The sequence below is a fragment of the Salinicola endophyticus genome (assembly GCF_003206575.1).
GTDB classification, from domain to species: Bacteria; Pseudomonadota; Gammaproteobacteria; order Pseudomonadales; family Halomonadaceae; genus Salinicola; species Salinicola endophyticus.
This window is the reverse complement of the sequence record NZ_PZJO01000006.1, coordinates 285,987-298,229: the sequence shown is the minus strand read 5'-3', so window position 1 is coordinate 298,229 and position 12,243 is coordinate 285,987. Positions and strand designations below refer to the sequence as shown.

13 protein-coding genes are annotated in these 12,243 nt (G+C 61.4%); 4 read left to right on the top strand and 9 right to left on the bottom strand.

What is annotated here, in order from left to right; translation table 11 throughout:
- Positions 1-264 precede the first annotated feature (264 nt).
- The 4 genes from DOM66_RS14980 to DOM66_RS14965 all read right to left on the bottom strand — a co-directional run bounded on the left by DOM66_RS14980 (position 265) and on the right by DOM66_RS14965 (position 3,053).
- The gene (locus tag DOM66_RS14980; protein ID WP_110690713.1) at positions 265-987 is read right to left on the bottom strand and encodes a phosphodiesterase; all 723 of its coding nucleotides are present in this window, start codon (positions 985-987) and stop codon (positions 265-267) included.
- A complete protein-coding gene (locus tag DOM66_RS14975) occupies positions 987-1,433 on the bottom strand; it encodes a DUF1249 domain-containing protein (protein WP_110678898.1) in 447 nt (148 codons plus the stop codon). Before DOM66_RS14975 ends, DOM66_RS14980 begins: the two co-directional genes overlap by 1 nt.
- Positions 1,434-1,476: 43 nt before the next feature.
- A complete protein-coding gene (locus DOM66_RS14970) occupies positions 1,477-2,103 on the bottom strand; it encodes an NUDIX domain-containing protein (protein WP_110678900.1) in 627 nt (208 codons plus the stop codon).
- A gap of 308 nt (positions 2,104-2,411) precedes the next feature.
- Entirely contained in the window at positions 2,412-3,053 is a 642-nt protein-coding gene (locus tag DOM66_RS14965; RefSeq protein ID WP_110690712.1) for a tetratricopeptide repeat protein, read from the bottom strand.
- Positions 3,054-3,227: 174 nt separating this feature from the next.
- On the opposite strand from DOM66_RS14965, the gene greB reads away from it, so the two are divergent.
- Entirely contained in the window at positions 3,228-3,761 is a 534-nt protein-coding gene (gene greB / locus DOM66_RS14960; protein WP_110678904.1) for a transcription elongation factor GreB, read from the top strand.
- A gap of 103 nt (positions 3,762-3,864) precedes the next feature.
- The gene (locus DOM66_RS14955; protein ID WP_110690711.1) at positions 3,865-5,109 is read left to right on the top strand and encodes an EAL and HDOD domain-containing protein; all 1,245 of its coding nucleotides are present in this window, start codon (positions 3,865-3,867) and stop codon (positions 5,107-5,109) included.
- Here the strand turns inward: DOM66_RS14955 and DOM66_RS14950 are convergent.
- A complete protein-coding gene (locus DOM66_RS14950) occupies positions 5,093-6,097 on the bottom strand; it encodes a methyltransferase (RefSeq protein ID WP_110690710.1) in 1,005 nt (334 codons plus the stop codon). The genes DOM66_RS14955 and DOM66_RS14950 overlap by 17 nt on opposite strands.
- Positions 6,094-6,996: a methyltransferase domain-containing protein gene (locus DOM66_RS14945; RefSeq protein WP_110690709.1), complete on the bottom strand. Its 903-nt coding sequence runs from the start codon at positions 6,994-6,996 to the stop codon at positions 6,094-6,096. The genes DOM66_RS14950 and DOM66_RS14945 overlap by 4 nt, the downstream gene beginning before the upstream one ends.
- A 164-nt stretch (positions 6,997-7,160) precedes the next feature.
- On the opposite strand from DOM66_RS14945, the gene DOM66_RS14940 reads away from it, so the two are divergent.
- The gene (locus tag DOM66_RS14940; protein ID WP_245392454.1) at positions 7,161-7,727 is read left to right on the top strand and encodes an HPP family protein; all 567 of its coding nucleotides are present in this window, start codon (positions 7,161-7,163) and stop codon (positions 7,725-7,727) included.
- Positions 7,728-7,781: 54 nt separating this feature from the next.
- On the opposite strand, the gene DOM66_RS14935 is transcribed toward DOM66_RS14940, so the two are convergent.
- Positions 7,782-8,288 carry a GNAT family N-acetyltransferase gene (locus DOM66_RS14935; protein WP_110690708.1) on the bottom strand — a complete coding sequence of 169 codons (507 nt, stop codon included), beginning with the start codon at positions 8,286-8,288 and terminating at the stop codon, positions 7,782-7,784.
- 635 nt (positions 8,289-8,923) lie between these two features.
- On the opposite strand from DOM66_RS14935, the gene DOM66_RS14930 reads away from it, so the two are divergent.
- On the top strand, positions 8,924-9,376 hold the full coding sequence (locus DOM66_RS14930) for a GNAT family N-acetyltransferase (protein ID WP_110690707.1): 453 nt from the start codon (positions 8,924-8,926) through the stop codon (positions 9,374-9,376).
- A gap of 55 nt (positions 9,377-9,431) precedes the next feature.
- Here the strand turns inward: DOM66_RS14930 and DOM66_RS14925 are convergent, their stop codons facing one another.
- Positions 9,432-11,279: an AAA family ATPase gene (locus DOM66_RS14925; protein ID WP_110690706.1), complete on the bottom strand. Its 1,848-nt coding sequence runs from the start codon at positions 11,277-11,279 to the stop codon at positions 9,432-9,434.
- Between the two features lie 506 nt (positions 11,280-11,785).
- The gene (locus DOM66_RS19640) at positions 11,786-12,148 is read right to left on the bottom strand and encodes a hypothetical protein (protein WP_157959063.1); all 363 of its coding nucleotides are present in this window, start codon (positions 12,146-12,148) and stop codon (positions 11,786-11,788) included.
- Between the last annotated feature and the right edge of the window lie 95 nt (positions 12,149-12,243).

Here is a 12,243-nt window from a genome sequence, read left to right as displayed (position 1 = left end):
CTCGCGGATGATGTGAATCGACTCCGCCTCGAGCTGCTTGAGGTGGGTTTGACGTTGTGCGCTAACCAATCGATCTGCCATGGGGGAATCTCGCTGTCACGTGCTTCGTGAAGGCACGGCTCGGAATCGTAGAGCCGTCACCCTAGCGAGAGAGCGGTAATAACGTCAAAGAATGAAAGCTAATCTCAAAATCTGATTTAGTTATAAAGAAGCCGGGCAGGACGCACCGCTCTGCATCGCGAGACGACCTGTATCCGGGTGACGCTACAGCTCGACGCGCTCGATCCAGGTCGACAGCCGCTCGCCCTCGAGATCGACTACGCGCAGCCCGGGGCGTGCGGCTTCGTCGACACTGAACTCGTGGCTGCCGGGGAGAAACTGATCGGAGGTGGCGGGACAGCCATAGACCGCTACCAGCCCCTGCCAGGCGGCAAAAGCCTGGTGAATGTGCCCGCACAGGATCGCCCTGACCTGGGGATAGGCGGCGAGGGTCTGCCAGAAGGCGTCGCGGTCCTCGAGCCCGATCGCATCCATCCATACCGAGCCGATGGCGATCGGCGGATGGTGCATCGCGATCAGGGTGGGCCGGTCATCGTCTTCGAGCTGCGCGGCAAGGTGCTGCAGCTGGGTCTGTCCGACCGCCCCACCGGGCTGCCCGCTGATCCGCGTGTCCAGCAGCAGGATGCGCCAGTGCTCGAGGTCGATCTCGTCCAGCGCCGGCTGCCACTCCTCCATCAGCTCGGGCTGATCATGGTTACCGGGAATCCAGAACCAGGGACACCCGAGCCGCGCAAAGGCTTCGCTGGCCAGACGATAGGTAGCGGAGGTCTCGTCCTGGGAGACGTCGCCGGTGACCAGCAGCACATCGGGGCGCAGCTGCGCCGCGCGGCGTACCACGGCCTGGAGCTGACGCAGCGGGAACCCCTTGCGCGAGGCCCCTTCGGGGTCGGCGAGCAGATGGCAATCGGTAATCTGAATCACGCGCATCAGGGGGTTTCCGGGATACCGGCCGCGTGACCATGGGCGAGACCATGCTGCAGCCATTCACCCAGAAAGCGATTGAGCTGGAGCTTCTCGTCGGGCTGGTGCATGCGCGGGTTGGGATAGCGATAGCGGCCCTGGAAGTGGCGCTGACGCTGAAAATCGGTGACCTCGGCCATATTGGCGTCGTGATAGAGGTGCACGGTCATCCGCGGCGAGTCGATGAAGCCATCCATGACCCCGGTCTGCGAGACCCGGGCGATCGTGGTGTAGGGTGCCTGCTCCAGCACTTCGAGCCACAGGGTACCGAAACGGGCGCGCTCGCCGGCCAGGGGCACTTCGCGAACCTCGCCCGCTGCCATGTCGGCCACCAGCCGGCACAGCCTCACGTAGTTGCTGCTGCACTCCGCCTGCAGTGCCTTGAGGTCGGTGACATAGGCGGTCTTGACCATATTTTTCTCCTGCGGTGGCATGGCGTCGACCGCGGTGAAGCCACTATGAACGAGCTCTCAGCCCGGCGCGCTCCCGCGCCAGCCAGTGAAAACCGATCAACGCCATGGCATTGTCCAAATGGCCCGCCATCAGCCTCTCCCAGGCATCCGGGAACGGCATGACGTGAACCAGAATATCTTCGTGCTCGGTGTCGAGCCCGTGCACGCCGCCCACCCCCGAGCTATCGATCAAACCACAGAACATCGTCACTTGCTCGGTGCAGGCACCTGGACTGGGATAATACCGGTGCAGCTCGATCAACTCATCAATCTCGCAACCGGCTTCTTCCTGGGCCTCACGGCGTGCCACCTCGGCCGGCGACTCGCCCGCCTCGACCAACCCTGCCACAGGCTCCAGTTTCCACGGTGAGCGCGCGTCGTCGAGCGCGCCCGCCCGAACCTGCTCTACCAGTACGACACGGTCGCGCGCCGGATCGTAGAGTAGTACGCCCACGGCATCGCGGCGAACATGGACCTCGCGATCTACGGTCTCGCTCCAGCCGCCATTGAAGAGACGATGGCGCAGACGGCGCTTCTCCAGCGCAAAGAAACCGTCATAGATCAGCTCGGTCTCCACCCGCTCCACATCATCGGCATCGAATCGGCCGGGCTCTCGGGGATGCTGCGCCATGCCTCTTGCTCCTGTCGTCGGTAGCCTCTCTCTATTGAGGCAGATAACCGGCTTTCCAACCACTGTCATCGGCGTGGATCGCCGTCATGACCGGGCTACCCCGGCCATGGGCTGCCGCCCGCACGGGTTGCCAACGGCAGACAGCCCTCGGATAGCGCAAGAAGAGGACGCAGAGAGCAAGGGCAAGCAGGTGCCCTGAGAGAGGTGATGCCAATAACCGGGAAGCGTCGGCGTCAACGCTTCCCGTGGTGAGAGTGATCGCGAGAGATGATGTGAGAGCCTGGCAGGGGCATGCGGTCTCGGCAGGCTCAGCCGTGCCGTGCCAGCCACTGGCGCACTTCCTGGCGCAGCGCCTCGTCCGAGGCACGCCCCTTGCGCGCCTGCCCCTTCACTGCCCGCTCGGCATACTGGCGGGCCTCGGCGTGCTGGCCCTGATCTTCCAGGTACTGCGCATAGTAGAAGTTGGTATCGATGCCGTCGGGACGAATCTCCACCGCGCGCTTCAACAGCTCCCCCGCCTTGTCGTCGTCGCCGAAGGCAATGGGCCAGCCCGGCGCGTGCTGATAGAGCGCCCCGAGGGTGACATAGGCCGAGCCGTTCTCGCCCTGGGGATCGATCTGGATCGCCCGCTCCAGCGCCTTGCGCGCCTGCTTGGCCAGATCCAGCGCCCCCAGGCCGCCCTTGGCCTTGGCGTAGGAGGCCAGCACCACGCCCTGCGCCGTCAGCACGTGGGCATTGTCGGGATAGCGCTGGGCCAGCTTATCGGCTTCCTTGACCAGGCTCTCGAAGGCACGTTGCTGGGCATCCCCCTGCATCTCGTACTCGACGTTGCCCCAGCGCTGCATCAGCGGAAAGAGCTCGTTCTGCTGGGCTGCGGCGCTGCCGATCAGCCCCGCACTCAGGACTACTCCAGCGGTGATACCCATCATCGTCTTGGCAAAGCGTGTCATGAGTCGTCGCTCCGGTTGCGATCCTGAGAAAAATCTAACGAGCGTTTGAATACAGGGCCATTGGGTTTTAGTCGCATGCGGCTCCGCCGGGCCTTACGCGCGTGGTCGCGGCGCCGTTCGATGCGGTAATCTAGGAGGCCAGCCAATGTTCGCAAGACCCTTCAGAGACAACGCATGCAAGGACGCAACATGACCCGCTGGCGCGATCCCAAGAAGGACCCGCGCCAGGAGAAAAAGAGTAACCTGATCACGCCGCAGGGTTATGATCGATTGCAAGGCATCCACGACCACCTCTCACGGGTCAAGCGCCCCCAGCTATCGGCCAAGGTGGGCGAGGCCGCCGCGCTGGGCGACCGTAGCGAAAACGCCGACTACACCTATAACAAGAAAGAGCTCAATCGAGTCATCGCGCGCATCCGCTATCTGCGCAAGCGCCTCGACGAACTGCAGGTGGTCGATCGCTTGCCTGCGGACACCGGCAAGGTCTACTTCGGCGCTTTCGTCACCCTCGAGGACGACGACGGCGAAGAGCTCTCGATTCGTCTGGTCGGTCACGACGAAACCGACACCACCAAGCACTGGATCAGCATCGACGCCCCGCTTGCCCAGGCCACGCTGGGCAAGGCGCTGGACGACGACGTGGTGGTCGCCGCACCGGGCGGAGAGACGCACTACGTCATCACGGCGATCGACTACGCCCCTGGCTGAGTCGGGCTTCAACGAAAGCCGCGTTCAAAACGATTAGCAACGGCCGATAAAGCGCCCTGCAAGGGCGCCAGCGGCCAAGCCCGACACTCATGAGGAGCTTGCCATGTCAGCGCTCTCCGACCCTCATCAGACATCGGTGCTGTTCGCGCGTCAGCCGATCTTCGACGGCTCGCGGGAGATCGTCGCTTTCGAGCTGCTGTTCCGCCCCACCGACGGCGGCCCCATGCCTTTGCCCTTCGACGGCAATCGCGCCACCAGCACGGTACTGCTCAACGCCTTCACCCAGGGGGATCTCAACGCCGTGGGCCAGGGCAAGCATCTCTACGTCAATTTCACCGCCGACACCCTGGCTGGCGACATCCCCTTCGACAATACCCACCTGGTCGTGGAGATTCTCGAGGACACCCCCTGCACCGAGGCCGTGTGCCGGCGCCTGATCGAACTGCGCAAGGCGGGTTATACGCTGGCGCTGGACGACTTTACCGAGCACGACGCCACCCACCCCTTCCTGCCGCTGGTCGATATCGTCAAACTGGAGTACCCGCACTACTCGAACAATGAACTCTACTGGGTGATCGGCCTGCTGCGCCGCCACCATCCGCATCTCAAGCTGCTGGCCGAAAAGCTCGAGACCGAAGCGGAGCTGGAGCAGTGTCTCGACGCCGGCTGCGACTACTTCCAGGGCTACTTCCTGGCGCGCCCGCAGATCGTCCACGGCAAGCCGGTGACCACCGCACGCCTGACCATCCTCAAGCTGATCACCGAACTCAACCAGCCCGAGGTCAGCACCCGCGACGTCGCCACCACGATCGAACGTGACCCGGCACTCGGCGTGCGCCTGCTGCGCCTGGTCAATACCACCCTGTATCAGCGCGCCGGCCAGATCACCTCGCTGCACCAGGCGGTCACCCTGATCGGCACCCAGCGTATCCGCAGCCTGGCCACCCTGCTGGCGCTCAGCGAGCTGGACGACAAGCCCCACTCATTGCGCCAGCTAGCGCTGTCCCGGGCCAGCCTGTGCCGCGAGCTGACGCTCGACGACCCGCTGCTCTCCGAGCGCGCCTTCATCGTCGGCCTGTTCTCCTACCTGGAGGCGTTCTTCGACCGCCCGCTGAAGGATCTGGTCGCCATCCTGCCGCTGCACGCCTCGATCAATGCCGCCTTGCTGCAGCACGAGGGGCCGCTGGGCGCGCTGCTCGACACCGCGATCAAGCTGGAGCACGGCGACTGGAACGAGATCCCCTGGGGGCGCCTGCGCGAACTGGGCATCCAGCCCACCGACGTCAGCGCCGCCAACCAGCGCGCGCTGCACATCGTCGGCGAGCTAACGACTAGCGACGGCTTTTGACCGCGCGATAGACACGGTAGCGGCGGTTATCGGCGAGGGTCTCGAACTCGCCGAACGCCGCCGTCAGCCAATCGGGATAGGGCAGGAAGGCATTGACCACCAGCAGTAGCACCCCGCCGGCCTCGAGATGCGCCGGCGCCTCCTCGATCAGACGTGCCGCCGGGCCGTAGTCGACCGCCCGCTCCTGATGGAACGGCGGGTTGCTGACGATCAGCGCGAAGCGCTCCGGCACCGCCTCGAACACATCGCTCTGACGCGCCTCCCCTTCCAACTGATTGAGCGCCAGCGTGCGCTGGGTCGCCGCCACCGCAAAGGCACTGACATCGGTGGCGGTCACCGCATGGCCCTGGCGCGCGAACCACGCCGCCAGAATGCCGTCGCCGCAACCGATATCCAGGGTGGGTCCGGCGGGTAGCTCGCCACGGGCATCGAGCGCTGCCAGCGTCTCCAGCAGCAACCGGGTACCCTCGTCGAGCTTGCCATGGCCGAACACCCCGGGGTGTGTCGCCAGTGCCAGCCCGTGGGTCTCGAACTGCTCCCAGCCGGCCTCCGGGTCGGGCCTACCCTCCCCCGCCTCGGTCGCGAACAGGGTACAGCGACGGGCGTTGTCCAGCTTGCGGCAGGCGTGCGCCATGGCCGCGAGCACCTTGGGCACACGCTTGATCCCGCCCTGATGCTCACCGACGATCTGGATCGGGGTGCCGGCGGGCAGGGTCGCGCTCAGGGTGCGCAGCCACCACTCGCCCTGGGCATGGCTCTTGGGCCAGAAGAGCACTGCTCCGGGGGGCGCCAGAGGCGGCAGCGTCAGCCCCGCGTGGGCCTCGCGCCCCGCCGCACGCCATGCGTTCACCACGGCGAGATCGGCGCTCCACACCACGCCCTCGCCGCTCTCCAGCCAGCTATCCCGCGGCGGCGCCACCCACAGCCAGCCGCGGTAGTCCGCGTCCTGGCGCGCCAGCAGTTCACACGGGGGCGTTTGTGCCTTCATCGGTTCTCTCCTTGAAGATGCGCGTCTCGGGGGTGTTCGCCCCGCTCAGACGCAGCGGTCAGCCGGCGATCCTCGGCCGACTCCGCGGGGCGAATCAGATAGTGCAGATAGCGGCCCAGACGCCAGTGCGGCTCGGTCTCGCAGTAGCGGCGCTCCAGCGCGATCAGCTTGGCCAGGTCGGCCTCGCTGGGCTCACGCTCGCGCAGGTAGTCATGGAAGATGCGTATTCCGGCGACACGCTCGATCTTGAGCCCGCTGGCCTCGCACCAGTTCACGATATCGGCATGGGTCAGCGGCGAGATCGGGGTCAACCGCTGGCGCTGGCCGGTACCGGACAGGCGATCCTCCAGGGCCTTGTCGAGATTGCCCTTGACCACATTGGAGAAGCGCAGCGCATCGCGGTTGAACACCATCAGCGACAGCCGCCCCTGCGGCGCCAGCAGTGCCGCGAGCTGGCGCAGCCCGGCTTCCGGGTCGGCCAGCCACTCCAGCACCGCATGACACACCACCAGCGGCCACGGCCCGGGAGCAAGCTCGCCGAGCGCCTGCAGTGGCGCCTGTAGAGTCTGCACCGGAATATCCGACGGGGTTTGCGCCAAGGTCTCTTGAGCCCGAGCCAGCATCTCGGCGGAGGGCTCCGCCAGGGTGACCCGATGCCCCCGAGCGGCAAGCCAGGCGCTCATCTGGCCCAGGCCGCCGCCGACATCCAGCGCCGCCGAACCCTCCGCCGGCAGCGCCTCCTCCAGCAACGGCGTCAGCACCGCCAGGCGGATACGCCCGCGCGCGGTGGCATACAGGCTGGAGGCGAACTTGTCGGCCAGACCGTCGAAGATACGGTCCCGCGCCACCGGCACATCGTTGCCATGAAGGCCAACTGCACTATCGGCGCGATCAGACATGAAAAAGGTCGAACATGAACGGGCGAGCCCTGCATCCAGGAAAGCCGGGCATTGTAGCAATGCCTAGCGCGGGCGTCCCGGCGCGGCGGTCATGAGGCTATTGCCAAGACGTATTTCCCCGCACGAGTACGAGCTGGCAAGATAGCGCGCCTTCGATCCCACCCATGAATCCCACACATGGCGATACCGACCCCATGGTGAAGCAATATCTGAGCAAGATGAAAGGCGCCCCGGTTTCGCGCCCTGCCCCCAACTGGCGCGACGCGCTGTGGTCCTGGCTCGGTGCCTTTCTGGGCATGGCCGGCGTGGGCTGGCTCAGCACCCAGGCGACCCAGGCCCACCCACTGCTGATGGTCGGCTCGTTCGGCGCCACCTCGGTGCTGCTCTACGCCGCGCCGGAGAGCCCGCTGGCCCAGCCACGCAATGTGCTCGGCGGCAACGTGCTCTCGGCGCTCTGCGGCTTCGTCACCTGGTCGCTACTGGGTGACGGCTGGATCGCCGCCGCGGTTGCGGTCTCCACCGCCATCCTGCTGATGCAGCTCACCCACACCCTGCACCCGCCCGGCGGCGCCACCGCGCTGATCGCGGTGATCGGCTCGGGCGAACTGCACCAACTCGGCTGGATCTACGCCTTCTTCCCGGTCGGACTCGGCTGCATCCTGATGCTCAGCGTGGCGGTGGTGATCAATAATCTCGCCCGGCACCGGCGCTATCCGCAGCACTGGTGGTGAGCCCGCCCAGACGTTCCCCAGAGCGCAGATGACGAACGCATCTGTGGATCTCTCTCAGGCATCCCACTCTTCTGCGGTGATGGCGTAGCGCTCGTGGTCGCGCCATTCGCCATCGATGCGCAGGTAGCGCGGCGAGAAGCCTTCAAGGCGCAAGCCCAGGGACTGCACCAGACCGATGGAGCGGCGGTTGGCGGGTTGAATATTGGCCTCCAGCCGGTGCAGGCCGTGCCTATCGAAGGCGCGAGTGATCACCTCGCCCAGAGCCTGTTTCATCCATCCCCGGCCTTGGTGCGGCGCAAAGCCGTAATAGCCTAGATAGGCGGATTGCAGCGCACCGCGGACGATCTCATTCAGGTTGATACAGCCGATCAGGCTGCCATCGGGGGCGATGGCGAGATAGCTCACGTGGGTCTCCGCCGTGTAGCGGGAGAGGAAATCGGCGTAGGCCTGTGGCGTTTCCGGCGGGAAGACCCAGCCATCCAGCAGTGGCTGGCTGTGCCGAACGGCGGCCAGAAAGGCCGACTGGTGCGCCTGCGTAGGGTGAACGAGTGTCAGCGTCATCGGGTCGAGCCTTTTCGAGATCCAGCCTGCCCCTGCGAGCGTTACCGAGCCAGCCAGGGTTTGCGGGGGCTGAAACGAAAATACCCGGCCCAAGGGGCCGGGTTCAAACGCAGGCCCAATCGGGCACCCACACAGGATAACGAATTTGACCGCCCGCCATAGGACCAGTTTTCTAAGACTATCTGGTCCAACTTTGTAAGAGATCTCGCACAAGTCGAGGGTCGGTGGGCTATCGCAGGCCGCCTGGCGCCGCTTTCCGAGCGGCGTCTGAGCACTCGATGGCGCAGTGGGAGCTGGTCAAGGGCGAGCCATCTGGGAAGGCAGGGCCTCGTCACGCTGTCCCGTGCGATAAGCACGGAAAATCGAGGGAGAGGACCAAGAATTCGCGCTGCCGCTGGCTCGACAAGATTCCATAATGATAGCTAGACATCTGTTTTAGAAAGAAATTCTCTAGATTCGACAACCTAGATATATCATGCGATATACCTCTCAGCTTCGAAAGCTGGCCATATGGTTGTCCATCGCAGGACCACTTAGCCACGGCTCCCAACCGCCAAGCAAGCTCGCCTAAGGCCACTTTGTGCTTCAAAATAATCGCCGATGGGCTTTTCAATCACTGCCAGGGGTATCGATCCATGCCAATTCAAGTGAGAGAAGCGAGAGAGACAGACATCGGGGATATCTTCGCTATTCGCACAAGCGTGGCGGAGAACCATCTTTCGCTAGAGCAGCTCGCCGAAATGGGCATTACACCTGAGACCATCGCCGCAGAGCTCGCTCAGGAACCTTGTCTTTGGGTTGCAGAGATTGATGGAGTACCCGTGGGTTTCTCAATGTTTCGCAATGAGACCGGATGCGTGTTTGGACTGTTCGTCCGCGCCGACCATGAAGGGCAAGGTGTGGGCCGCAGTCTTCTCGAACGCGCCGAGCGCCACCTCTTCGCCACCTTCGACGAGATCTGGCTGGAAACCGAGATTGGCAGTCGAGCCTATGCGTTCTACGAGCGTGCCGGCTGGCTTCCCGTAGAGAAACGGGATCGCGGCTTAATGAAATTCGTCAAAGTCCGGCCCGTGGCGGGTAACCTTTGAGTGGTAGCATTCGGCCAGAAGCGGCCGCAATACAATTAAGAGACATTACTCAGAGTCACTGAGGGGAAAATGCATCCCTCCATCCGGGCGCCAAAAGATGGGGCGTCACTGCATATATTCTACCGTCCGATACCTGCGAAGCACCGCCAACATGATGATGGATTTTCGGACGAAGAGCGTCCATGAGCATCTTCCCATGAGAATGCTCGAATGAAACTGGGATTAGGCCGTTCGCAGGAACGAAACCAATTATAGGCGGAGTGTTATCTGGCATTTCTGCTGCCGTCCATTCTGGCTTCCTTCGTTTACGAGGAGATTCGTAGAGCGAATTTGAAATCTGTCCACGAGCGATGCGCGCGGCATGCACGAGGTCGTCGCGTTTGAATATAATCACATCGGCAATTGCAGAATCTATTAGCTCGGGAGCTAGTTCGTTGAAGACCTCTTTCAGATGTGCGGCCTGAGCAAACGAGTGCTCGACATCATTTAAAGGGGTAAAAACCTCCGTAACCCGAGTCACTCCGTTGCGCTGACGCTCTGAAGCAGCGATTAAAAGTTCGAATTGCGCCTCTTGTTCAGTCCGGAAGTCTCTATCCCGATGCAAAATGATCCGGGCGTCAGGGCGCATGTCGGTAATCATGTTTGCCAGGAGCCTTGCTGCCGGAAGGTTTCCGCACCCGTTGTAAGAAATCACGGCTAGGTTTTCAGGCGCGCCGTTCGCCTTCGCCAGCACCGTTACTGGCCTCGACAGCTTGTCTTCTGTCATCAAAATTACTGACCGAGCAGGGTCGAAGGCATCAGCACCTGCCGAAAGCGCACCAAGCGTCATCAGAATGGGAATTGCAGGACGTTGAGCATCGTCGACAGGCACCTTCGCACCTTCGCTCATCCATACAACTGCTGCGTCTGTGTCGTACATAAGGCGCTGGATCAACTGGGGTGAGTGGCTGGCGAACAGGATGCGAGTTTTCGTCTCGGTAGCAACGCTTCTGAGGGCATCGTAAAGTCGCGACTGGCTGTCGGCATGTAGGTGCGCATCTGGCTCGTCCAGTAGAACCAAAGGCGGCGCATAGAAACAAGTGTAGGCGATAATCTGAATGACTTGGAGCATACCTGTCGACGCCATGTCGAGCGTAACCGACGCATCCGCTGTTTCGACATCGACCTTTACATAACGATCGCGTTGGTGATCATGACTTACCACGACGCATGTGCCTGGATAGCACCGCTCTAGTAACTTAGAGAAGGTCTTCCACCCACTGTCTGGCAGCAGGTCAATGTTACGTTCTCGACGCCAGGCAGCCCTCGCCATCTCATCGAGATCACGTGTGAACAAATGATCAAGTACTGTGCGGAGATAAAGATTGGCGTCGCCGTGCATGACTGCAGCGTCCATTGCCCCCTTCGTCCGCCACTCTTCGCGGATCGGAATCCCCGATAAGCCAGGAGTGAAGATTGAGAAAGGGCGATCGCTGTCTGCAAGGGCGGCCGCGAAGTCATCATCTCCGCTACGAGTGATGGCAATATTCGCGTTCTTTCCACGGCGAATATGGATCGTTATTTCCTTCTCCGCGTTTGAGTCGAGACCTACTCCACAGTAGGTGATCGAATAGCCGAGGTTTTGCGTCGCGCTTTCCCCACGCCTCAAGTCAAGCAACCGCTCAGTTGGGCGGAACAGCACAGAATCGTTGGCGACGGTACCTGCGAAGTCTGGAACGCCATTAGGTCGAATACCTCGAAACGCAGCCTGCAAGATTGAGACGCCAAGCTGCGCTGCCTGCAGTGCGCTGCTCTTACCGCTCGTATTTCCGCCAACCAACGCAGTCACAGGCTGCAATTCGATTTCAAGTGAATTTATCCGCTTGAAGTCCTTGATGATGACTTTATCGAGGCGAATGCGCATGCTACTTCCTTGTTTTGGAGTGTGAATTCACTGTATGTACTCGGTATCATATCTGAGGCACGGCGCACCCTAATAAAGCACACTATGGCTCGCATTGAGCTTCTATTTCTACCGCTAACAATCGAAACAACTAAAATATCAGTGTAAGTTTCTGACCGACTGCAGCCGGTGCCGCCGAAGCTGGTCACCTTCCAGATTTCCAACTATAAAATCACTCCCAGAAAGGTCGGCTCTGATAGAGCACGCCCGTTTTCCAAAACAGCCAAAAAATCATAATTGTCGAGCATTCAAAATTCAATTCGCGCACAAAAAAATTGAACTCCCAGAACTCCCTTCCGTCTTTTAACCCCCTCCAGCCAACCTTTCTGTTATTAGAACGACTTTTACTCTTATTTCGCATATATTTCTCCTGACGGCCGATAAAGCCTAACACCGAAGCTCAGCTTCGGCCCTTATAAGGACCATCAACTGCAGCAATTTTCTCGGTGTCAATCAGCGACTAAATTTCAGACTTTGCGGACGATTTCGGCGTAGTCAGCTTGCTGATAGTCGAACTGCTCAGCAAGCTTCTTATCGTTCTGTTCGCCGGGCGAAAGATAAGTATCGATAAGTTCCCCAACCTTAGCACCCTTTTTGTAGAACCGTACTTGCTCATGCTGGTAATTAAGCAAATCTTCGGACACATGACCGGGCCCAAAACCTGATAGCGCTCTGCTTATGTCGCTTATCACGTGGACGCCTAAACGACTTGGCCCGTATGCTTCACGAAGCTCTTCCATTGCGACAGCATACACGTTGTCCTGTTCTTCAACCTGCCCTTTAATCTCTTCAGAAGTTGGTATTTGCAACCTCTCCTGATCATTTTTCATTAGTCATCCAAATATACCCAGTGCCTAAGCTTAGTTGCCGGCCGAGGCGCGGCAGCGCTTTGGGCGGTCAACTGCAGCGATTCGTTGGGCCACAT

What these genes read in the sequence shown, in the direction of transcription:
- DOM66_RS14980 (WP_110690713.1), bottom strand. Translation starts at nt 987, where the DNA reads ATGCGCGTGATTCAGATTACCGATTGCCATCTGCTCGCCGACCCCGAA.
- DOM66_RS14975 (WP_110678898.1), bottom strand. Translation starts at nt 1,433, where the DNA reads ATGGTCAAGACCGCCTATGTCACCGACCTCAAGGCACTGCAGGCGGAG.
- DOM66_RS14970 (WP_110678900.1), bottom strand. Translation starts at nt 2,103, where the DNA reads ATGGCGCAGCATCCCCGAGAGCCCGGCCGATTCGATGCCGATGATGTG.
- DOM66_RS14965 (WP_110690712.1), bottom strand. Translation starts at nt 3,053, where the DNA reads ATGACACGCTTTGCCAAGACGATGATGGGTATCACCGCTGGAGTAGTC.
- greB (WP_110678904.1), top strand. Translation starts at nt 3,228, where the DNA reads ATGCAAGGACGCAACATGACCCGCTGGCGCGATCCCAAGAAGGACCCG.
- DOM66_RS14955 (WP_110690711.1), top strand. Translation starts at nt 3,865, where the DNA reads ATGTCAGCGCTCTCCGACCCTCATCAGACATCGGTGCTGTTCGCGCGT.
- DOM66_RS14950 (WP_110690710.1), bottom strand. Translation starts at nt 6,097, where the DNA reads ATGAAGGCACAAACGCCCCCGTGTGAACTGCTGGCGCGCCAGGACGCG.
- DOM66_RS14945 (WP_110690709.1), bottom strand. Translation starts at nt 6,996, where the DNA reads ATGTCTGATCGCGCCGATAGTGCAGTTGGCCTTCATGGCAACGATGTG.
- DOM66_RS14940 (WP_245392454.1), top strand. Translation starts at nt 7,161, where the DNA reads ATGAATCCCACACATGGCGATACCGACCCCATGGTGAAGCAATATCTG.
- DOM66_RS14935 (WP_110690708.1), bottom strand. Translation starts at nt 8,288, where the DNA reads ATGACGCTGACACTCGTTCACCCTACGCAGGCGCACCAGTCGGCCTTT.
- DOM66_RS14930 (WP_110690707.1), top strand. Translation starts at nt 8,924, where the DNA reads ATGCCAATTCAAGTGAGAGAAGCGAGAGAGACAGACATCGGGGATATC.
- DOM66_RS14925 (WP_110690706.1), bottom strand. Translation starts at nt 11,279, where the DNA reads ATGCGCATTCGCCTCGATAAAGTCATCATCAAGGACTTCAAGCGGATA.
- DOM66_RS19640 (WP_157959063.1), bottom strand. Translation starts at nt 12,148, where the DNA reads ATGAAAAATGATCAGGAGAGGTTGCAAATACCAACTTCTGAAGAGATT.